Genomic DNA, 22,061 nt, shown 5'->3' with positions numbered 1-22,061 from the left:
ATGACTACCTCCCTGTTTAACCGTATAAAACCTGATCAAATCGCAGACCGACTTGATGGTGAATACTATGCAAAAGAATTATTGGAAAACGAATCTAAGCTTAACCTTTTCATTCAAGTCACTCTCGAGAATTGCGTTACAAATATTCGCAATGCTATTTCGGACCTAACCTCAAATGGTAGTTTTGAATTTCTGAGAGGTATTCAGTTTAACCATACAAGTGGAATACCTTATGTACGAACTCAAAACTTGATGGACGGTTATATAGATTTTTCGGATGGTATTTACGTCGATCTTAAATGCAAAGATATGGTTGCAAAGTCACTGTGTGAAACTGGCGATTTGATTGTGTGTCGAAAAGGTAAAGTTGGTGCTGCAAGCGCAGTATCAGCGGATATACATGGTGCTGCAATCAGTGAAAATGTAACACGATTTCGCTTAGATAAGTCTTATGATGCAGATTTTCTCGCTACATTCTTAAATTCTAATCATGGAAGAATGAGATTTTTAAGAGAAGCAACTGGTGTTATTCAAAAATGGATAAACAATGAAAAGCTACGACAGATTAGAGTCATAAGAATAGATTCAAGTGCAGAAAAATACATCGGGGATAAAGTTCGCCAAGCCGAGAAATTGCGCGCTTGGGCGAAGCGGCTAGAAGTAAGATTAGCATTGCTCGAAAATAAAATACCTATCTCAAAGCATGTTGTCAGAGAAGCCAAACACTCAAAGGCTACCCTATCGTACCTAACAGAAAATAGATTAGATGCTCGTTACTATGCTAACAAACACCTCGATCTTTATGCTCAATTCACCGACGACTTTGAAAGCCTTGGTACTATTTTCTCGAAATTTAAATATGGAGCGTCTATTGCTGCAAATTACGTAAACACTGATGGATTGCCTTTCATTCGAGGCAATGCTTTGTCACCTAACAGAATTAACAAAGACGACATAGTTTATCTAAATAGATCGCTAGAAGATGAGGGCAATAATTACTGCATCGAAGAGGATGATATATTAATAACCCGAAGTGGTACTGTCGGAGTAGCAGCTCACGTGACTTCAGAGTATGCGAAATATTGGTATGGTTCTTTCATTATAAAATGCACACTCTCAAATAAGTTATATTTACCAGCCTATGTGAGTTGGTACTTGAATTCATGGGTAGGTCAACAACAATTTCGAAGGCTAGAAAATGGTGCTGTGCAGTTGAATATAAACATTGAAGAGTTGAGTTCAATTGCTATTTGGAAAGCATCACAGGAGTTTCAGAACGAGATACAGCAACTACTGTTCGAGCAGATAAGTGCTGTAAATCTGTCTAAATTACTAGCAAACACAGCTAAAACCCTGGTCGAAGCCCTGATCGAAGGCCAACTGACCGAGCAACAATTAATCCAGGCCCAACAAGCCCTGGAAGATGGCGACAACAGCTTAGATCAGGCGATTTTAAGTAAACTAAGTGCTGAGGGTTATGCCATAGAAGGCGCCACACCGCTATTTAGCGATGTGGATGAGTTGTACAGTTTGCTGGAAGAGGCGGCGCAAGCGGAGGCTGAAGAGTAAAGATGGAGACAAGGGGTATGGACAGCAGTACAACCAGGCAAAATAACAACACGTTGAATAGCGAAGCGGCACTTAACCTCTGCCTGCAGTTTTGGCAACAAGGTGGTTTGATCGCCAACAAAGCAGCGTTGTTATTGGCGGCTGCGCCTGCCCTTAGGTCACTGTTACAACCAATAATACAGCCGAAAAAGAACGACGCTGAAACTGATACCGTTAGCGCCTATAGCCTCACTGCGCCATTGCTTGAAGCCTTTAACGATTTAAGCCAGCCAGGTGAATGGCAATTAGCGTTGTTGGGCTTAACCCCAGATGTTCGCCAGCATTGGATACATTTAGCCGCCGCTCGCTGCCAGGAAGCAGGCGCGATGAGTGACCCAATGGTATTGGTTAAACTCATTCAGCAACTGGGCAATGCCAGCGAATGGGTCTTAGCCCAGTTGGAAAACTCAGACTTCTCACCACAAATCATTGCCAGCCCTCTGGCACAAACCGAACGCGATTTGCTCGGTCATAGCCTAAACGACAACGCTGCCATTCCCGCTCTATGCCGTATTTTGCGCACCAGCCATACCTTGTTTACCGTGAGCGAACAAAATGAACCACCGGCACCTATACAGGCGGTGGATGTCACTGCAAAACAACTGACAAATAACTGGTGTAGTGGGCGGTTGTTAGCACTCCCTCATACCTTGCTTGATGAACATGACCTTAAACCCAATGCCGATTGGTTATTGGTGTCCCGCTCGGGTCATGACAACGTGCCGTTTACCGCGCTATTCGCCCAACAACCCTGGTTATTTTTACTCAGTCTCATTATCTTTGTGCAAGATGCCTGGGCTGCCGAGCAGCGTGGCGGCTTGTTGCTCACTTTACCTGTCGGGCAAAATGCCTTTGCACCCGGTCAAATAAATGTGGCGGTACAAGGTATTGAGGGTGATGAGGTGAGCCTGGGCAGTTTGGCTGAGTTTCTTGTGCTTCTGCTCGGTGAGCTCAATATCACCCTCTACCCGGCACTCGATGCGAACACGGAAAGCATCAACCGCCTAAACCGCGTCCTGAGCTCATTCATTGCCGAATTGCTGGCACAAAAAATCTGGCAATTTACCGAGGCGGGTCGTGGCGAGTCCGGCCAATATCGAATTCACACAAGCTTCAGCGATGCCTGTTATAGTCTGCCGTTAGCACCGCTATTTGGCTACAAAAGCCAAACTTTACAACGGGCCATTAAGCAACTGGCGCAAAACTGCTATGCCAATAAAAAACGCGCCGCCAATAGAATAAACCTTCAAGGATCGTCGTTATGAGTTTTGAATTAAACGAACAGATGGTTGATAGCCTGGCAAAACAACATCGCTGGGCGGCGACGGGCGTATCAGATTACCCTCCTCGCGACCCGTTAGTGGGCCAGAGCCGATTTTTCAAACGCTTTCAAACCTTTTTACATACAGTGGATCACGACGATGATCGCTTTGCCCATGTATTTGCCGTCGAGGCCGAATGGGGTCGGGGTAAATCACGTTTGGGCCATGAATTGGTCGCACAAATTAACGACTGTTCCAGAGGCTGGTTTGTCCGCGACGAACAAGGCCAACTGCATAATAAGCAGCTATTTAATCGCGATACGCAAGATAAATACCTGGCGCTCTATATTCGCTACTCGCAAGTGGCATCAGATTATCAAAACTCGGATAACTGGTTTGCTTTTGGTTTATATCAGGCGCTATTACCACTGGCCACCCAAACCTTTGATGGATCGATTCAAAGTGAAATTGCCAAACAAGCCTATGAACGCTTAATGCCATTTGGCTTTAAATCTGAACTGTTAGCAGATGCCTTACAGCTGAACGCCAACCACAGCGAAGAAGACCTCTATACTGACCAAACGCTGGTAGTCAGTTTGGTGCAAGCCGCCTATAAAGTATTAAAGAGCTTTGGCGTACAGTATATGTTGGTGGTGCTGGATGAGCTGGAAACCGTTGCAGAAGCCGCCACCTTTGGCCTGGAAGATGAACAAGATAAACGCCTCGATGGCCAGGCCATTCGCCTGATTGGTAAAGCAATTAAAGAGGAAGACCCTCGCCGTAAACTTCCATGGTTGCGCTATGTTGCGCTGTGTTCACCACTGCTTGGCCAGCAATTGCGCGAAATTCAATCGGTCGCACGCCGCTTTGAGTTAGTGGAACTTGAGCATAATGCCTTTGCCGATGTATCAGACTATGTGGCAAGCCTCTTAAAAGACGGCAAGCTGGGTTTTAATTACCCTGCTGGTTTAGTGGAAGCCGCTTACGCCATGAGTGGTGCCAACTTCGGTTGGTTTAACGTGGTCATGGCTAATGTGGATGCGGTGCTGAGTCAATACCAACAAGCAGGCCGCAGTATCAAGGATGTGGGCGATTTATTTGAAGCTGTACTGGCAGGTTCTGGCCGCGTGGCCAGGCATGTGCTGGATAAAGGTGCGATAGAGGGCATTCAAACCCGCGACCAGGCACTATTGACCGAATGCCGTACTTTGCTCTACGGCCAATTACCCGTGCGCTTAACTGAAGTGAGCCATGCCACTGAATTGCTGGCGCTGAAAAACGAAGATCTGGAACCCATAGCCGCTCATTACCGCAAACTGAGCATTGACCGCCTACAGTGCCGACAAGCCCTGGAGCAAGCCAAATTCCGCCGCGATAAAGATGAATGGTACTACCCTGCAGTAGATCAAGCGCTGAACTTAGATACTTTGCTGGATAACCTGCGTACTTTTTCGATTAAAGAACAAGCCGCAAGCGGCGATAAAGGCGCAGTATTGCTGCCTCTGTCAAAAGGTGAGTTTAAATACTTACTCAGCTTGCTGTATGACCACCCAGCAATTGAATTTGCTGCCGATGCCTTATGGCACAAGCTAGTGGGTGAAACTACCGAACTGGACGCCAGCGAAGCAACGCATATTGGCCCCAGTGTGGCGATGTTACTGCGCCTGGATTTGCGCTATCGCAGTGCCCAGCAAAACTCACTGATTTTTAAAGATCCCGCCATGGGCGATGCTCATGAACAGGCGATGAGTGAACTAAGCAAACAAAGTAGCCAGAAGCCACTCATCAAGGCATTAGCCCGTGTAACGGGCTTTGTGAGATTACTGGATAACAACTGGACCTATGATGAAAACTTGCTGAGTAATAAAGCGGGCAGCGACGATGCATCTCTGGCCATTTTAACCGAGCCACGTGGCCGCCAGGGTGGTTTACTTACCCTGGATGGATTTAAGCTTCACCCAGAAGGTAAAGCCTTGTTTGCCTGGGTCAGTAACCTAATTGAACTGAACAATCTTCACACCTTTGCGGCAAACCACAGCCACCAAAATGGTCGCACGCCAGTATTAGCGTTAACCGCATCTGCACATCTCATGGAGCAATACAGCCGACTGGATGAAAGAAATGAGTTACGTGATACGATACTGCTGCATTATGTCAACCCAAGCGAAGCAGACCAGTTAGAGCGTATTGGCTTAAGTTTGGCAGCATGCCAGTTACACGGCGTGAATTTAACTGCCGACAGCTTTACCGCGAAATTCAAAAACAAGCTGCATGCCTTGACAACCTTTGCCACGGATGCCATTCACAAGTGGCGCCAGCGTTTGCAGCAGCGCGGTTTAATTGCCTGGCCGTTAAAGGTAGATGGTAAATTATCACCTAATGACCGAGACCTGTTTTTTAAAGGGTGGTATCAGCTGGCCATTGCTCACCCTGAGTTAAATGGCATTCTCGATTTACAGCAGCAACACGGCGTGCCAGTGAATGAGCTAAGCAGCTTGTTGGATAAACTTAAGGTGCCGGGCAGCTATATTGCCAAAGGTTACACGGCCGATGAACATGCCGGGCTATTTACTGAACTTAATAATGTGCAGCGAAGCCAGGCGCAGATCCCATTATTTTTAGCCCGTATTGCTCACCCTAATAAAAAGCACAAGTGGCAATTCGAAGGCTTTAAGCAACAGTTTTATTTCGCCTATGTGGCTGAAACGAGTGTTACCGCCAAAGGCGTGTTTAATGACTGGATGTGGTGGTGTGGAGAGCTGAACTTACTCACTTTAACCAATCCAACAGAAAAACAGGCAGTTTGGGAGCACTACCCGCGCTCCCGCTTAGAAAATGCCATTAGAGAAGCGCAAAACTGGTTCCGCGGTAACGATATGGGCAGCTACGCAACCAATGTGGAAGTCATGAGCCGCGTGTATGGTTATGCACGCATTAATGAAATGTTCGCGCCACTGGGTAAAAATAAGCTGGGTTTCGTCACCGTGGAAGCTAAAGAGCAGCTGGAAAAAGCACAATCGCTATTTAACGTGCTCAAACAGCAAGAAGAACAACTGGCTGATATGGTCGAGGCCAACGACACGAAAGTATTGGCAGGGCTTATCCACAAACGTGCTGAAGTGCTGGAGCTGGTAGCAAAGGTTAAACCGCTTAATAGTTCCAGACCTATGCTAAAAGATGCCCATATTCTCAGCTTAGAAGACAAAACGACCTCGCTTTATCAACGGATTGAACAGGCCTGTTTATTTGCCGAGTTTGTTGAGCGCAGCGCTGAGCGTATCAACAACCGACTCGCTGATTTAATCATAGATGTTGAAACAGAGTGTGCCCCGCTGACGAATTTCCCGAAACGTCTGTACACCAACACGCTCCGCACCATAGGTCATATTTTAGACGGAGCGTTAAAAGACGATACCAGCAGTGCCACTGGCCGAAAAGAGCAGCAAGCAGACAGCGATACCTTACTGCATTACCTGCGTAAACTCGATTTAGGTAGAGCGCATGACAAGCTTTCAGCCTTAGCGCAAGAAGTGGGTTTAAATCTGCAAAATGATCAACAGTTGCCGATAGCGGAGATTCAGGGGCATATTTTGTCCAGCTACCGCAACTGCAAAGAACGATTTAGTAAGCTGGTTAATAACCTCACAGAGCAAAAACTACGTGCACAACAACTGCAAGAATGGCTTAGTAGCGCCACGGCTGAGTATCAGTTCACCGATGACATTGCAGAGCTACCAAAACTGGTAATGAAATTACAGCTCATTGAAGATGCTACTGCCGATCTCCCCAACGATGCCGAGAGCAAGCGTCAAAGTATGCAAAACAGTTTGCGCAATGGGCAGTTTTCATCGTTACGGGATTTACCAGAAGAGCTTTTAAAACCGGCACGCGGTCAACTTACACCGATTCAAGGCCAGCTACTTAAAATTGAAGAGCGTCTAAACCAAGTAAGACGCAACTGCATTGAGCAAGTAAACAGCTGGCTGCCGTTATTAAAACCGCTATTGGCTTCTCAAAAGCAAGCGGAACCAGCAGCGTTGACTCTGGAGGATGTGAGCAATTTGGGTATCAGAGAACTTCAACAGGTGTGTGAAAGCACCCAAGCCAAATGGCAGAGTCAAGGTGAGCAAATATTAAAAGATACAGGCTTAACACTGGCGGATTGGCAACCGATTTATCAGGCTTTGAGCCAAAATCAGGAGCCCGTGTTAACACCTGAGCAACAGAAAGGACTTGTAGACAAAGGCATTGTAAAAATGCGCCTTACCTTTGCCACTGGTTTATAGAGGTGACGCGATGAGTCTTTATTTATCTGCGGCACTGGCCAGTAATCGTAAAGGCCGTTTTTTGCAAACTGTTGCGGGGGCTACTCCCTTAACGAAGGATTGGATTAGCTCGCCGCCAGCCAGCGGTTTGTTAATAGTGCAAGCAGAAGAGTTGACTGACGCTAATACTATGCAGCACCTGTATCACTGGGCTATGCAGGCAGGTTGTGCCGCTTTGGTAATAAACCTGAAAGCTGAACAATTTACCTTATTAGCGCAATTGCCCTCCCCACTGGATTGGCAATTAGTTTCAGCGGCTTTGAAGATGCAAGAACCGGGGCTAACCGCTTTGCTAACCAGTGAAACAGACCAGGCTATTGCTGGCTTTACTGGCAGTGCAGATCGCCACCAGCACCAGGCCGGTGATGTGGTGCATACCCGCTACATACGAAAACACAGCAACAGTGGGTTATTAGCCTTTACCACGTTACCTTTATGGTCGTTAAATTTACTCGATCATAGTGAGATCCTGGTGAGCTGGTTGAATTGGTTTGTGGACCACGCAGGCATTGCTGAACGAATCATCGAACCTAACGCGCCATCAACTGACTACACACCAGATAATTACGATCTGGTTGTATTGCTACTACTCTATGCTGGAAGTGGCATGAGCTTACAAGCGTTGTCTGAGCATAACGCGGTTAAGCTGATGTTTGACGTTAACAGCCTTGATATTGTCAAGCGGGGTGAGATGTTGCGGCAGCACGATTTTATCAACGAAGCGGACATAACAGCCACCGGTAAAACATGCCTACAATCCTCGCAATATTGGGCTTATGCCCCATTACTTAGCGAGCAGCTACGCACAGGAGCGCTATAAGCATGAATGAGAACAAAACGATGAATTTAGCGCAATCTCTCGCCATCGATAGCCAGCTTCGCTTACCGGGAAGCGCAGGACGCTTGCTTAAACAGGTCCGTGATATTGAGCAAGTGGCGCCGCTGTTCCGTGATGCTGGCTTAGTGAAGGCGGTCCCGAAGCCCACAATCGTCAATTTACGCGTAGCTGGTATTGCGACTAAATCGTGCTTAGACAAGGTATTGGGTGGTTTTATTTATGCCAGTGCGGCAGTGCGCACAGATTTGCTAATAGATGACAATAAAGTCAGCACGGTGGGTAGCGACTCGGTATCAGAACTGGATGATATTGATTTTGAAGCACAGCGTAAACGACTTGATTTAATTGAAATTCGTCATTCTTATCAGTTAGTTGAGAAAAAACTTTTAAGTTATGAGCCTGGCGATTTAATTTTGCTGGATACGCCGTTGTTTTTAGCACGGGATATGGCTCCGCTGGAGCGCAATGTCCGTCATAAACTAGAGTACGAAAAAACCAGGCAAGTGATAGAAACTTTTTGGCAAAACCATCGCTCTAAAATTTTTCCCTGGAATCAAAATGGTGTAGTGCTTGCGAGCATTTTGGCTGAGCGCTTTAGTGCAATTGTAAGTATCGCCAAACAAGATTTACGTACCGAACAAGGCCGCAAACAAATTTTAGCATCTGATGGTTTTTCTAAAGAGTTGATGCAAAATCTGGTAGGGCTGGATGAAAGTTTGGTGGGCGTGGGGGATTTGCGATTTATCAATGGCATTTTAGGCAACTATTCGCGCACCATCGCATATCGTTTGTCTGAGCAAGAAAACCGCATTGAACCCAACATTGAAGCTAAGCAAGGTTTAATTGGTTTTCACTTCCGTAGTGCCCGAGGTGGACAGATAAAAATGGTGCAATTAGCGGGTGACGAACCAGAATGGAAAAGTGCTGATCTCGATTTAGTTGCCTCTCGCCTGATAGTGCTGGATATGCAAAACAAAGGTAATGCAATGCCGTTGCCACAATTACTTGGCTATCAACAGCTTGGCATTTTACCTAAATTTGCTACGTTTTATCGCCAGGGTTTACACCAGGCTCTAAAGAATAATGATATTGAGGCAGGGTGGTTGGCAGGCCTCGATGAGGGATTGAATAATGGCTTATAAAGTTTTAGGTAAATTAGTCGGTAACACTGGTGATGCCAGCCAGTTAACTATGGCTGTGCAAGACTCGTTTTCAGTACGCCGTGGTGAGTTTGTACGCATTATGCACCAGGAACGCAAAGATGAGGGGCAAGTCGCCGTACTGGGGCGAGTGACCAAGATCAGTCGTACCAATATGCTCTACAACGCCGGCTTTGGCGATGGTGTGACTGAGCTTGAGCTTTTGCCCGGTGCGAATGTAACTGGTGAGAATATGTTTGCTCAGGTCGAGCTGGTTGGTTACCGCGATCCTGTTACTCGTCAAATCAAAATTCCACGTCGCCCACTTAACCCTGGTACTGCTGTTGAAACCGTCGATTTCCAGTTTTTGAGTGATTTTTACGAATTTAATGAACACTCCAGTTTGCACTTGGGCAACCTGGTAGGCTACGACAAAGGCGAGAATACAGTTCCTGTTTTTATTGACGTGAACAAGTTGGTCACTGAGCATCTGGCAGTTCTGGCAATGACGGGTTCAGGTAAGTCTTATACTGTTGGCCGCATTATTGAGCGTTTAGTCGCGGTTAATAACGGTACTGTAGTAGTATTTGATCCACATGGTGAATATGGTAAAGCCCTCGCTGGCGGTAATCTGCAATTCTCAAGCTTCTTAGAAGCCACTGACGATAAGCGTGATCAAGAAGCACTACCACTGATAAAACAGACCTTTGAAAAGCTGCAAGCCGCCGGTGCAGGTATTCAGGTTTTCTCTCCACAGCACGAATCTTTTAAACATAAATACGCTAGTAAGAATACGCCATTAGCGCTTCAGTTTGACCATTTTGAAATGGACGATATTGCTGAAATATTACCTGGTTTAACGGAACCGCAACAACGGGTACTCGATGTTGCAATTCGTTATTGGCGCTCAGCAGATAAGACCGAGCCACGAGATATTAACCGCCTACGCTTCTTATTAGGTGATGGCATTGAAGAGTTAAAAGAGTGGGACGACCTTTCTGAAGCTGAGGCGAAGGCGTTATCAGGCCGTAGTGCCGCCGTCGCCTCGATGAAGCTTTCACGCGTGCTTAATGAAGCCAAAAGTTTTTACAGTGCAACGATGGCTGAGCCAACTGATATTTACAAAATGGTGGGACGCCCGAGCAATCAACAAGGGCGTTTAGTCGTTGTTGACTTACAAGGTTTGAGTGATACCGCTAAGCAAGTCATTTGTGCACTGTTATCTAGTGAAATATTAAAGGCGGCCTCGAGCAAAACGGACCCGCTGCGCCCATGCTTTATCATTTACGAAGAAGGCCATAATTTTGCTCCGGCCGGTGGCAATGCAGTCAGTCACCGCATTATTAAAAAGATCGCCGGTGAAGGTCGTAAATTTGGTGTTGGATTTGGCGTTGTGAGCCAGCGTCCATCGAAATTAGATTCAGATGTGACCTCTCAGTGCAATACGCTAATTACGATGCGCTTAAAGAACCCAGACGATCAACGATTTATAGCTAAAGCATCAGATATGGTGAGCAAAGCTGACCTGGAAGAACTTCCGAGTTTATCAACCGGTGAAGCTCTGGTGTGTGGTCGTTCAATCCCTGCACCACTGCTTGTTAAAGTTGGTAGTAAGGCATTAATTCATGGTGGTGAATCACCGGAGGTATTGCGTGTTTGGGGCTCTTTCAATGGCTAAGGTGCCTATGCCTGAAGTAGCTTGGGTAAATGAGACGTTTCCACTTTTAGCAAGCGGTAAGCTATTGGACCAGGATGTATTGGTCCACAGCTTAGGCTGTAGCGTTTGGAATACATTCGGACATGAACAGTCATTTATGGCGGTAGTGGAATGTCCGGCTCCAGGTACATTTGGTGCTGATATTCGCTCAGACTCGGGCTGGTTTCATAAATCTTCTGCATCGCCTGTGTGTTTAATCGAATTTGAACGCTTTGATGGTTCAGCAAAGGGGCAGCAAAAGCTAGAAGAAAAATTAAAAAACTTACTGGAAGCAGCGCAGCGCTGGAATCATTGCCCCAAAACCCTGGTCCTCAGTGCCTGGAGCCAAGGCTTAGTAGGTTCACCTGATACCCGAAAACTGAAAGACATTTGCCGCATGGGTTTTACTTCGTCCACTGGTACCCAAGTCAGCGCCGCTCCTGATGTTGAGGTGGTGTTTAGTCGCTTTTTATTTATCAAAAATATGAGCATGATTGTTTTGGACAGAATTCACAATGAGGTGTTGATGTGAATATTAAATCAGCACATTTTTTGCCAGGGACGAATAAACGCCTTGGTGACAAATACCTGTTACTTGAATGCCTTGGTGATGGCAGCCACGGTTGGGTATGGCGGGCGGAGCGCCTGCAAGATGGTAAAATTGTCGCAGTAAAAATCCCTAAGGATATTACTCGGGAAGACCGCCAACTTGCCGAAGGTAAAGAGCTTTTAGACGTCGAGCCCCACGAAAATATTGTGCAAATTTTTGATATGGGCCGTATAGATAATGAATGGTTCTATATTGAAATGGAATATTTCCCAAGCCAAACCCTGGCGCAAAAGCTCGATGACAGGCAGCGTAATTTTGGCCAGACCTATGAACGTTTATTCAGAATATATCGTCAAGTGCTCTGTGCTGTACATTATTTGGCCGAACTACCAATGCCAATATCCCATGGAGATATTAAGCCACATAACATTTTGGTTGGCGAACGGGACCTGGTGAAGTTGACAGACTTTGGCAGCTCAGCTTTACCAGAAGAAATTTACGTTCGTACCCGAGAAAATGGCGGGACTGTGTTGTATTCGGCCCCAGAGTTCTCCAACGTCGATAGTCGTAGAGGTAGTCTGGAAGAGCTACTATTGGGCGACATCTATAGCTTAGGTGTTTTGCTATACCAGCTGCTGACAGGAAAGCTGCCCCATGATACGCCAGCACAAGTTCAGCGCCACGCACCTTTCAAGCTTCCAACAGAGATTAATAGCTCTATTCATACGGACCTGGAGCAAGTGGTTCTTACCTGCTTACAAAAACGAGCGGAGGATCGCTTTTCAACTATTTCCGACTTAATTCATGCATTTGATGCAGCTACCACTAAGCAACTAAAAGTTGGTGCTATTGCTCCCGTTTTTCAGACTAAACTTGATCAGGACTGGTCAAGTGCGGTACTTGAAGCCATGTCCAATCAATCTTACCAAAAGGCTGCTCAGTTAGCGTCGCAGGAGTATGGCCGCAGTAAAGATCTACAAGCTTTACATCAGCAACTTATTGCCTTGTACCGCGCCAATCGCTTATTCGACTTTGAAAAAGTTGTAGAAGATAATAAAGCGATCTTGCTCGAAGGTAAATTGACTCAACCTGCGGCTTTGTTCGAGCTGATAGTTAAGACAAACCTACAGTTGCGCAATATCAGTCAAGCAAAATCCTGGCTGTCGCAAAGAAAGCAAGTTGAAGCAGAAAACGCGACTACCATGTATTTAGAATCATCTATCCTTGGCCTTGAAGCAAAATATCCTGAAGCAAGAGCACTATTGGAGAAAGTAAACCAAACAACTCCAATGAAGTTCCATGTGTTAAGCCAACTCATTTTAGTTTGCGAGCAAATGCGTGATTACTCTGGTGCTGCAGCTTATTTGAAAGCGGCATTGCGAGTAGCACCATTGGATAACAGCATGAAAGAGAAAAAAGAAGTGTATGCAAAGCTTGGGGTTATTTGATTGAAAATGACCATTGTGCGAACAAGGCATATTGGATATTTATCACTTCCGTTGACATACCCGGACAGAAAATAAAATCCCAGAAAAAAAAAGCCGCCCTTAAGCGACTTAAATTTGCATATTTGGTGCCGAAGGCCGGAATCGAACCGGCACGCCTCGCGGCGGTTGATTTTGAATCAACTGCGTCTACCGATTTCGCCACTTCGGCACTGAAGGGTATGCGGAAAACGTTGAGGATTATACCGTTACCCCCTGTTTCCGCAACCCTTATCCGCAGGCGAAGGTGCAACTGCTGAAAAAAACGGCTTTCGGGTTCTCAGGGACACTGCGTGGCATCCTTGTCAGGAATTCTTCACTCACACTCGCCCGCCGTAAAGCAGTCGCTTCAGAACTCATGTTTCATTAGCAAAACAATAGCTCTAACCCGAAACAGGCTTCACATCCGTTACCAGTGTCGGCAGATCCCAGGTGCCGCCCGCATGGATATAACGGCACATGCCGGTCCCGCCGTCATAGCTTTTGCGGAAAGCCTGGCCGTCCCATACCCAGCTTTCCTGACTCATGCAGTCACCAATACCGCGGCCTTTCTGCACATTGGTAATCTCGCCCTTGTCGTAATCCGACCCGGAAATGGTCACCAGCACTGGCGTGCCTTTCAGCTGATTATCAATGACCCAGTAGCCATATCCTTCGTTATAAGCGGCACGCCAGCAGAGCGCCGAAAGCAAAGCGTGTGTGTCATCCAGTGGCGTAAGCGTGAGTCCGTCGGTTTCCGGGTCACTGTTTTCTGCAGGTGAATACAGGCTGTCGCACGTGTCATCGTCATTGTGATTCACCGTAGAAAGCAGTCGGGTTTTCAGCGCGTCGATTTCTGGTGCGGTCAGCAAACGGGGTTCGCCGCTGAGGGTTTTTGCCGCCTGAATAACCGGCGCGGGCACAGCCTTAGCCACGCTGCTCTCCGGCTTATTGCCCTTTTTGGTGAGCGCACCTGGCGTGCCGATACGGCCCTGCACGTCGTCCGCTTTCAGCAGCACGGCATAAGCGCCCTCGCCGGAAAGCAGGAAAGGCTTTGTACCGCCTTTAAACTCGACTTTACCGCTGCCTTTGACGGCGCTGATTACCGCGGAGGTCTGGCTGGCAGACATTCGCCAGTTGTCATCAGCCGCCACCAGATCGCCGGCTGATTTTCCGTTGATCCACAGCGTCAGTTTTTCCGCCGGTTTGCTGTCATCTTCGGTGTCGCCCAGCGTCACCTCTCCCACAGTCTCCGTTGCAGGTCCAGCGGCACGGGTGAGCAGGATGGAGCCGGAGGGATCCTCTTCTTTGGCATAACCCGCAATGCGACAGGTCAGGGTGTTATCACAGACAACTTCCCAGTCTTTGTGCTCAAGCGTTTTTCCGCTCTGGGCGGCCTGAGCCGACAGGGAGAGCATCGCCAGCACGAAAAGCATCGGTTTACAGTTCACTTTATTCCCTCAGGTTGTATTTCTGATATCAGCACAGGTATCACTCTTTCACCATCGGTGTGAGGGAACCCAAAGCCATTGTTAATCGACGCCAGGCTTTGAAAAAAGGCTACGCCACGTCCTGGGTGATGCGCCTATCGGGTAACTCTCTCTTTTTTGTTAAGCGCTTCAACCAGCACGCTATGCAGCTGGCCGACAGAGAGATCGCGGATGACAGGCGCAGGAATACCGCGCAGTCGTCTGCAAAGATAAACAATGCCAAAAAAATCGATGCCTTCACTATGGAAAAGATATTCGTTTTCTTTCAGAGAGAACGCCTTCCTGAAACCACCTTCTTCTGCAGAAAAGCTCACGCCGAAAACTTTTTCGGCCTCCTCCAGCAATTCAACACCATCATCGCCGGTAATCCCCAGATCCTTTTCCAGCCAGGTATTTTCATCGATTATTTCACGTCTGCATCCTGCAAAATCGCGGACAAAAGCGATAACGTCCGCCATTGAGGGTTCCATATCATTGCTCATGCTAAAGCGCTCCGCGCAATCCTGTCATTTTACAGTCGCCCCAGGGTCATTTCCTGCACCTCAGCCGCTGGATTGGCCTCTTTCACGGCGGCAAGAAAACCGGCAAAATCCCGATTGAAAAGGGTGTAGTTGTTCAGGACTCTGAACTCCCTTTCGGTTTTATAAGCTCCGGTAACGTAACGAACCAACCATACCCGGCGACTGCTGACTTCAGTTCCGGTAACTTTTATCCTGATAATATTTTCCAGCGGAACTTTGCAAAGCGTTTCGCCTTCACGCTGCTGATACAGGAAGTCGCTGTCATAGTAATAATCTTCCGTGTTCATGCCCAATTTTTTCAATATCGGAGTGTTAGCCGATATCTTTTTCATCTCTCCTGGAGAAGGAGGGAGCCCTTTTTTAAAGGGCAAAGGCTTGAAGCAATAGCAGATGAGCAAAATGAAGAAAGCTAACGACAGCAGTGAGAAAATAAAATAAACAAACTGATGCATTTAAATGACCCGACCTGTTCGGATAGCTCCTGATTATATCGAAGAAGATATGACGCCGTTATCCGTTTTTACCGCCCTGCCCGCTCATCTTTCAGTGCAGTACGATCTGCCTGACGCGTACCAGCGACAGACATTGCTGCGCACCTGCCCCACAACTGAGTTGCCTGAATAAATCCGGTTATTGCCAAACGTTTTAGCTTGATTGTTCTCCTTCTACTTACCATTCACGCTGATGTTGCCTCCATCGACTTACAGCGCCTGTTCGCCCTTAGAAACGCCCAAACGCCTCCCCACCTTTGCGGTTTACATTTACCTGCATTTGTTATGTGATCCTGTTACGTGAATTCTTCGAGCCGTCTCGCAAAACAGGATCCTGCATGCGCTTTTACCAGGCCGATCCCCGCCTTGAAAACTACTGGCGCGGCGTTATCCTTTTTGGCAAAAACGTCGCCTCTTATAAGTTTGCTCTTGCCCATGCGCTTTATGACCTGAAGCAGCCGGACAACGATTTGATTACACTGGAAGCGCTGGCCGTGCCTTTTGTGCGGCATTTATGTGCCCACCTGCGTCATGCGCCAAAGCAGATCACCAGCAAAAGCAGCGAGTTTCTGGAGGCATGCAGACAATTCAACGCAGGCGAAATCAGCGAAGAGCAATTAATTGCTATTACCGTTAAGCGCGGGTTCGCTAACGTCATCGATGCTTTTCATAATGTGAATCACGCCGAGATCGACAAACGCTTTTTCCTGGATGAACGGCGAAGCCATAAAGGCATTAGGCTTACGGATAACTTTTATCAGCTGACGGAAAACGAACAGTTTGCCAGTCTGAAAGCGGAAACGGATGCCAGATGGCGGCTGGTAGAAGAAGCCTGGGCGATGAACGTTTCACGCAACCTGATTGCGGTTGATTATGACGATAATGACAAGATGCTTTTCAGCCGTCAGAGCGGTCGCCGCGTCACCATTACCAGCTGCCGCAGCAGCCTGAATGGCTACCAGAAAGGCCGGTGTTTTTACTGCTTCCGTGCCATTGGCGTGACGGATGGTGAGGAGAACCTGGCGGATGTCGATCACTTTCTGCCGCTGATGCTCAGCGAGCAAATCGGCAACCTCAACGGCGTCTGGAATCTGGTGCTGGCCTGCCAGACCTGTAATCGCGGTGCCCAGGGTAAATTTGCGCGTATCCCTTCGATAATACTTTTGCAGCGACTGCATGATCGAAACGAATACTTTATTAACAGTCATCTGCCACTGCGGGAGACGTTAATCCGCCAGACCGGCGCAACGCCGCTGCTGCGGCACAGCTTCCTGCAAAACAGCTGGGATACGGCAAAATTTTCTCTGCTCCACGAGTGGCAGCCAGCGGCACAGGGAGACAGCCTGTTTTGAACAACGAAGATTATTACCGGCAGAACGCTCAGCGGTTTTTTACCGATACGGCAAGCGTGGATATGTCTGCGCTTTACCCGCCTTTTATTGACTGCCTGCCGCCGGGTGCTCGCATTCTCGATGCAGGCTGCGGTTCAGGCCGTGACGTTAAAGCCTTCAGCGAAATGGGTTTTATCGTCGAAGCCTTTGATGCCTCGGCGGAGCTGGTTGCGCTGGCCCGCCAGTTATCCGGGAAGCCTGTAGAACAGATGCGCTTTCAGGATGTGGATGCGGTTGAAAGATATGACGGTATCTGGTGCTGCGCCTCGCTGCTGCATGTTTCCAAAGCTGAACTACCCGGCGTCATGACAAAACTGGCCATGGCGCTGAAGCCTGGCGGCGTAGGGTATCTCTCTTTTAAACATGGCCACGGCGAACGGGAAAAGGATGGGCGCAGATTTACGGATATGGATAGGGCTGGGTTACAGAAACTGATCGAGAGGATTAATACTCCCGGCGGCAGCCTCCTGACTAAAAATACGATGGAGATAAAAAGTGAGGCTGGCTCTGAGGACACAGCGGTAAAGAGATTTGCTCTTGAAATAGATAAAATCTGGCAGACCGGTGATGTTCGTATCGGACGCGGCGACGAAGTCTGGCTGAATGCGATTATCAGGAAAAGTTTAATCTTCTAGCTGGCCTGTAAAAGGCCCTGGCTCCTCCCCCACAAACGCAAAAGAGCCAACCTCGCGGTTGGCTCTTTCTTGCATATCACATGCTCAGCATCAGGCATTATCAGTGCCCATCAGCGCCTGTTGTTGTCAGGATGAGCGCCTCAATGCGTATGGTCATGATGCAGCTTGTTTTCGACCTAATCCTTCACTTCGCCGGCTTTATCTTTCACCTTCTCAGTCAGGCTCTCTTTGTGGTCGCGGTTATACGCGCCGGGTGCACGTTGAAACTTCAAGGAAAGTTTTTTTACATATAATCTTAAACAGCTGTCATTTTGGCACGGTCAGGCCCCTCAAAAGATTGCCATGACAGTTACAATATTTTAATGTTAATTCATCAATGGACACGGTTTCCGAGGAAAAGCAATGGACGCAACAATGCTCGCCAGTTCAGTCTTATCGGGCGTAGTTTCAGTACCGATGGATTTTTATCTGGGACTGGAGCGAACCTTTCAGGATTTAAACCTTTCTGATGGCGGCAGAGGCATCCAGTCACGCAATATGCATGACGACGTCCGCGTTGGCCGGGCTGTCTATCAGGCCTTCAGGGACAGAAATAAGATAGCGAAAATCGTTAATATCATCATTGATGATTCGCTGCAGTACCTTCCCGAACCTGCACTGCGTAAGGTTTATGACAAGCTGATAGGCAACGCAACGTCAATGACCAGCCGGACGGCTACGCAACTTACATTGTCTTCTTACCTGGGATCAAAGGTCATCAGTGGTGTCATGCTGTCATTCATTTCCCGCGTGGCACTCCGGGGACTGACCGGTGGCCTGACTGGCGGCGTCATCGCTCAGGGCGTGATTTCCCGCGCCTGTGAAGCCTCCAGACGACTTCAGATACAAAACCCTGGACTGTGGCGAAAACTGCGGATTAACGACTACGACATGCTCTATTTCATGTTCGAAGAACCCCTGCAAAACTTCATCAAAATGGGTGAAATGTTACGTAAAAACCCCTCAGCCTCCAGAGAATTTATTAATGCTATCGAAACTTATTAGACTTCTTCGTAAGCTCATCGCCGAAGTGTCTGGCGGTCTGGTATTAATGGCTATGGTGGTGGGCATTTTTTTGGCAGCCACGCTGAATGAGGGTGCCATGCGCATAATTGCTCCGCTGCTCGTTCTTGTTGTGGGCCTGGTTGTTTACGGCCTGACTTGGCTGATTGCTGAAAAGCCAGACCGCCGTTAACCCTGTGCTGACTAAAGCCCGGACAACAAGCCGCAACCTTAACCGCTCACCTGCCCCCCACACAACGCAAAAGAGCCAACCTCTCGGTTGGCCCCTTCTTGCATCTTGCTTGCTCAGCATCGGGCATCAGCGGTGCCCATTAGCGCCTGTTGTTGTCAGGATAAGCGCCTCAATGCGAGTGGTCGTGTAGCTTGTTCCCGACCTTATCCTTCACTTCGCTGGCTTTCTCACTCACCTTCTCAGTCAGGCTCTCTTTGTGGTCACGGTTATGTGCACCTGGTGACTGCGTGCCTGCTGCGGCGGTCGCAGGTTTTACCCCTGCGGTCGTACCCGGCAGTTCGCGCTCCAGACCACCTCGTGCATGGTCGATATCCACTTCCTGACGACGTACCGTGTCGTTAATGGTCTCGGTACGATCGCTGCCGTCGGTACGCACCACCACTTCTTCTTTCACGTGGGTCGTTTTGTTGATCACCGGCTGCTCATGCGTCTCAGCAACCTCGACGGTTTTCTCTGACCAGTCCACTTCACCAGCCAGCGCGGGTTCATTCACCGAACGGCGGAAGATGTCAGCGTGCTGCTCATGCAGCGAAATATCTTCAGATACGGTATCGGTCACGGTATAGCGGCGAACACGGGTAGAGCCTTCGCTCACCAGACGTTTACCCACTTCCACCTGCTCTTCGGCGAGACGCAGAATATCAGCTTCGCTCTCATCACCGGTCAGTGAGGTGCGTCGCGGTTCAACCTGGCGGTCGTTGGTCTCACCGGCAAACTGCTTGCCTGCCGTCGTCGGGTTGATGCCCGGCGCGGTGGTGCCATTCTCAACCGAGCTTTGCATACGTGACGGAACGTCCACCGAGTCATGAGAATGGAGAATGGTCATGGCGCGAGCCAGCTTCTCCTCCTCAGTACGGATGGTCAGCACGACGCCGCCCTTGTCCATCGCTCTGGTGTAAACATCGGCCTGCTCTTTATCAACGGAGTGACCAAACAGACGCTGCCAGATGCTCGGATGGCGGATAGAGTGTCCTTCCTCCTGCAAACGTTCTCCACTGATAAGACTGATGTCCCGATCAGAAAAGCCTGCTTTCACGAGATTTCTTTTCGCGGCCTCTGCCTGATTTGCAGAATCGAACAGTGTTACGATTTTTTCATGTGCCATGATAGGTTCCTCTCTGTTAGCTAATTTGATCGTCATCTCTTTCAACGTTCACCTGCTGCTCACGTCGGGTCACCACCTCCTGAAAAGGAACATTTTCCTGCACTTTTCGGATGTGGATCTCCTCTTTAAGCACCAGCTTTCTGACGATTTGGATTTCTTCCTCTACTACCGGGACAATCAGTACACCGTTCTCTTCCCTGATTTCGGGCATCGTTTCAACGGGTTGCGCTTTCGCTACATGCTCAACCTCAACCTTCTCCCGGTTAAGCAGTGTACTGATGACCTCGTCATGCTCAGTTGTGGAACGGGTAACACGGACATGTCCATCCACAATCTTTTGCTTCGTCAGGGCTATTTGCTCTTCAGCGAGTTTAAGCGTGACCTCTGCATTATTATTGTGCTCTGGCTGTCCAGCCATAATATCGCTCCCGTTTTAAATTTAATATCTGCCACAACTGCCTGACACAGTGATTAAGCATGAACACTCTGGCTGATTTCGCAAGCCGGAATAATAAAAAACTCCGCTAACTCAATTTAATTACGGCACAGAAAATCGCATCAAAAAACAGCAACCCGGCTTAAATCACCGCTACGATAAAAATATAAAATAACCAAAATACATGAAGTTACATTAATATGATTTCTCAGGTAAATATTACCAGACCAGACGCAATCGCTTAGAAAACACGCTATAAGCAAAGCGGTAACTTTAATTTAAACCAGGACGATTCCTGATAAACATGGTGAGGATATTAAATAATGTTTCCGCGGGATGTACTTATTACTGCCTTCAGTTAATCACTTCACAGAATAATAACACCCACAAGCATCTGAATATTTTATCGCTCTTATTACAGAAGATTCCCAAAGTGCTATTTAAGACGCTATTTATAAAAGGAAGTCAGGAACTTTCTGCCCGTCAGCCTTTCTTAGGAAAACTGAATAAGCACATACCGAGGTTGAAATGAAGCAAGCACAACGCAGTGCGTGGGGATGGGGACTGGCGGCACTTCTGGTCGCAGGCAGTGCATCAGCGGCAAGCTGGCAGGATCAGCTGAGCAGTGCAGCATCGCAGCTCAGCCAGCAGAACAACGGCAGCACCACCGGCACCACGCAGCAGAATGGCGGCATGTCGCTTTCTACCATTACCAGCATGCTGGGTGGCGGCGATAAAGCGGTCAGCGCCAACAGCATGACCAACGCCGCTGGTGTGATGCAGTACTGCGTCGAACATAACGTGGTGAAAAACAACGTGCAGTCGGTCAAAGACCAGGTGCTGAGCAAGCTCGGTCTGAACACCACCACCGCGCAGGAACAGAAAACCGATTACACCCAGGGCGTGGCCGGTCTGCTGAATACCGGTAATGGCCAGCAGTTGAATCTGCAAAGCCTGAGCAACTCGCCAATGGGTGAGAAGCTGAAAACCAAAGCCTGTGACGTAGTGCTGAAGCAGGGCAAAAACTTTATCTCCTGATCTCCTTCCCTTCTCTCTCCCCTCTCTGCTCTGAGGGGAGCGTTAAACGCCCCCATGCTGTGATGCCTGACATTCCCTTAACCTGGGGTTGAGCGCTATAGTGTTGTTTTGATTTCTACAGGACAGCACGCATGAAAGGCATCAACATCGCACTTTACTTCGACCCCGATCAGATTCAGGCCTGCGTTCACGAACAGGACGACAGCTATGTCACCAAAAAATTCGAGTATGACGATGGCGTGATTGAAGAGATCTACCAGTGGCTGGAGCAGTACGAACCCAAACGTACTCACATCTGCGTGATTGAAAACGAAACCGCCGAGCTGCTGGCCGATGAGCTGGTCGACAGCGGCTTTCGCGTTCATCAGGTCACCATGCATCAGCTGCTGAGCTGGTTCGCCACCGAGCCGCCTTCCACGCCAGACGGCACGCCAATGCGCGCCATGCTGCGTTTCCTGGAAGATGAACATCCGCGTGAATATGAGTCGCGCACGCCGCAGACCGAAGCGCTGATGGAGATGTTCGACGAGCTGGACGCGCTGGAGATGGTGGATGACGCCGACGACGAAGACGCGCTGCCGGGCGATCTGCTGCGCGCCATGAAGAAGCACAAAATCACCGCCAGCGCTGCGGCCCAGCGTCTGCTGCCGGACATCAATGAGCGTATCCGCGAGCATCTGATGCAGTATCCCGAACTGATGACGCCTGAAATCCTGCAGGACTTCTTTCCGGAACTGCTTGAGGCGCTGGAGCGTCCGAAGCACTAATCACCACGGAAA

Annotated in this window: 19 protein-coding genes and 1 tRNA gene; 14 read left to right on the top strand and 6 right to left on the bottom strand. The window is 48.4% G+C overall.

All coding sequences use genetic code 11. The features are described 5' to 3' along the window. Genes PAG01S_RS16290 through PAG01S_RS16255 form a run of 8 tightly spaced genes read left to right on the top strand, consistent with a single transcriptional unit; the run spans position 1 to position 12,866 of the window. The gene (locus PAG01S_RS16290; protein ID WP_062759398.1) at positions 1 to 1,569 is read left to right on the top strand and encodes a restriction endonuclease subunit S; all 1,569 of its coding nucleotides are present in this window, start codon (positions 1 to 3) and stop codon (positions 1,567 to 1,569) included. A 17-nt stretch (positions 1,570 to 1,586) separates the two neighbouring features. Further along, positions 1,587 to 2,873 carry a hypothetical protein gene (locus tag PAG01S_RS16285; protein WP_062759418.1) on the top strand — a complete coding sequence of 429 codons (1,287 nt, stop codon included), beginning with the start codon at positions 1,587 to 1,589 and terminating at the stop codon, positions 2,871 to 2,873. Continuing rightward, positions 2,870 to 7,156 carry a hypothetical protein gene (locus tag PAG01S_RS16280; RefSeq protein ID WP_062759397.1) on the top strand — a complete coding sequence of 1,429 codons (4,287 nt, stop codon included), beginning with the start codon at positions 2,870 to 2,872 and terminating at the stop codon, positions 7,154 to 7,156. The genes PAG01S_RS16285 and PAG01S_RS16280 overlap by 4 nt, the downstream gene beginning before the upstream one ends. Before the next feature lie 10 nt (positions 7,157 to 7,166). Then, positions 7,167 to 8,015 carry a hypothetical protein gene (locus PAG01S_RS16275; protein WP_062759396.1) on the top strand — a complete coding sequence of 283 codons (849 nt, stop codon included), beginning with the start codon at positions 7,167 to 7,169 and terminating at the stop codon, positions 8,013 to 8,015. A 2-nt stretch (positions 8,016 to 8,017) separates the two neighbouring features. Further along, positions 8,018 to 9,175: a hypothetical protein gene (locus PAG01S_RS16270; RefSeq protein ID WP_062759395.1), complete on the top strand. Its 1,158-nt coding sequence runs from the start codon at positions 8,018 to 8,020 to the stop codon at positions 9,173 to 9,175. Beyond that, positions 9,165 to 10,850: a helicase HerA domain-containing protein gene (locus PAG01S_RS16265; RefSeq protein WP_062759394.1), complete on the top strand. Its 1,686-nt coding sequence runs from the start codon at positions 9,165 to 9,167 to the stop codon at positions 10,848 to 10,850. Before PAG01S_RS16270 ends, PAG01S_RS16265 begins: the two co-directional genes overlap by 11 nt. Before the next feature lie 7 nt (positions 10,851 to 10,857). Beyond that, a complete protein-coding gene (locus PAG01S_RS16260) occupies positions 10,858 to 11,400 on the top strand; it encodes a hypothetical protein (RefSeq protein WP_231115792.1) in 543 nt (180 codons plus the stop codon). After that, on the top strand, positions 11,397 to 12,866 hold the full coding sequence (locus PAG01S_RS16255) for a serine/threonine-protein kinase (RefSeq protein WP_062759393.1): 1,470 nt from the start codon (positions 11,397 to 11,399) through the stop codon (positions 12,864 to 12,866). The genes PAG01S_RS16260 and PAG01S_RS16255 overlap by 4 nt, the downstream gene beginning before the upstream one ends. Positions 12,867 to 12,989: 123 nt before the next feature. Here PAG01S_RS16255 and PAG01S_RS16250 read toward each other — a convergent pair. The 4 genes from PAG01S_RS16250 to PAG01S_RS16235 all read right to left on the bottom strand — a co-directional run bounded on the left by PAG01S_RS16250 (position 12,990) and on the right by PAG01S_RS16235 (position 15,344). Further along, positions 12,990 to 13,074 (bottom strand) — tRNA-Leu (locus tag PAG01S_RS16250). A 211-nt stretch (positions 13,075 to 13,285) separates the two neighbouring features. After that, a complete protein-coding gene (locus tag PAG01S_RS16245; RefSeq protein ID WP_062759392.1) occupies positions 13,286 to 14,317 on the bottom strand; it encodes a DUF1176 domain-containing protein in 1,032 nt (343 codons plus the stop codon). Positions 14,318 to 14,466: 149 nt separating this feature from the next. Continuing rightward, positions 14,467 to 14,853 carry a hypothetical protein gene (locus tag PAG01S_RS16240; protein ID WP_081114159.1) on the bottom strand — a complete coding sequence of 129 codons (387 nt, stop codon included), beginning with the start codon at positions 14,851 to 14,853 and terminating at the stop codon, positions 14,467 to 14,469. Between the two features lie 29 nt (positions 14,854 to 14,882). Next, positions 14,883 to 15,344, bottom strand: a complete 462-nt coding sequence (locus PAG01S_RS16235; protein ID WP_062759391.1) for a hypothetical protein — start codon at positions 15,342 to 15,344, stop codon at positions 14,883 to 14,885. A 377-nt stretch (positions 15,345 to 15,721) separates the two neighbouring features. Here PAG01S_RS16235 and PAG01S_RS16230 point away from each other — a divergent pair, with 377 nt between their 5' ends. The 4 genes from PAG01S_RS16230 to PAG01S_RS16215 all read left to right on the top strand — a co-directional run bounded on the left by PAG01S_RS16230 (position 15,722) and on the right by PAG01S_RS16215 (position 18,643). Beyond that, complete coding sequence (locus PAG01S_RS16230; RefSeq protein WP_062759390.1) at positions 15,722 to 16,735, top strand: HNH endonuclease family protein; 1,014 nt, start codon at positions 15,722 to 15,724, stop codon at positions 16,733 to 16,735. After that, positions 16,732 to 17,409, top strand: a complete 678-nt coding sequence (locus tag PAG01S_RS16225; RefSeq protein WP_010251600.1) for a class I SAM-dependent methyltransferase — start codon at positions 16,732 to 16,734, stop codon at positions 17,407 to 17,409. The genes PAG01S_RS16230 and PAG01S_RS16225 overlap by 4 nt, the downstream gene beginning before the upstream one ends. A gap of 402 nt (positions 17,410 to 17,811) precedes the next feature. Next, positions 17,812 to 18,453: an Ssp6 family T6SS pore-forming effector gene (locus PAG01S_RS16220; RefSeq protein ID WP_073970687.1), complete on the top strand. Its 642-nt coding sequence runs from the start codon at positions 17,812 to 17,814 to the stop codon at positions 18,451 to 18,453. Then, positions 18,434 to 18,643 carry a hypothetical protein gene (locus PAG01S_RS16215; protein WP_029519648.1) on the top strand — a complete coding sequence of 70 codons (210 nt, stop codon included), beginning with the start codon at positions 18,434 to 18,436 and terminating at the stop codon, positions 18,641 to 18,643. The genes PAG01S_RS16220 and PAG01S_RS16215 overlap by 20 nt, the downstream gene beginning before the upstream one ends. Positions 18,644 to 18,812: 169 nt before the next feature. Here the strand turns inward: PAG01S_RS16215 and PAG01S_RS16210 are convergent, their stop codons facing one another. Next, positions 18,813 to 19,808 (bottom strand): YsnF/AvaK domain-containing protein, encoded by a 996-nt coding sequence (locus tag PAG01S_RS16210; protein WP_052271154.1) that lies wholly within the window; start codon positions 19,806 to 19,808, stop codon positions 18,813 to 18,815. A 16-nt stretch (positions 19,809 to 19,824) separates the two neighbouring features. After that, entirely contained in the window at positions 19,825 to 20,226 is a 402-nt protein-coding gene (locus PAG01S_RS16205; RefSeq protein WP_010251609.1) for a DUF2382 domain-containing protein, read from the bottom strand. 546 nt (positions 20,227 to 20,772) lie between these two features. Here PAG01S_RS16205 and PAG01S_RS16200 point away from each other — a divergent pair. Beyond that, positions 20,773 to 21,282, top strand: a complete 510-nt coding sequence (locus PAG01S_RS16200) for a YjjA family protein (RefSeq protein WP_010251612.1) — start codon at positions 20,773 to 20,775, stop codon at positions 21,280 to 21,282. A gap of 131 nt (positions 21,283 to 21,413) precedes the next feature. Then, a complete protein-coding gene (locus PAG01S_RS16195; RefSeq protein ID WP_010251615.1) occupies positions 21,414 to 22,049 on the top strand; it encodes a hypothetical protein in 636 nt (211 codons plus the stop codon). Positions 22,050 to 22,061: the final 12 nt, after the last annotated feature.

The sequence above is a fragment of the Pantoea agglomerans NBRC 102470 genome (assembly GCF_001598475.1).
Lineage (GTDB): Bacteria > Pseudomonadota > Gammaproteobacteria > Enterobacterales > Enterobacteriaceae > Pantoea > Pantoea agglomerans.
The sequence above is the reverse complement of the archived record's forward strand: the minus strand, read 5'-3'. Positions and strand labels throughout refer to the sequence as shown.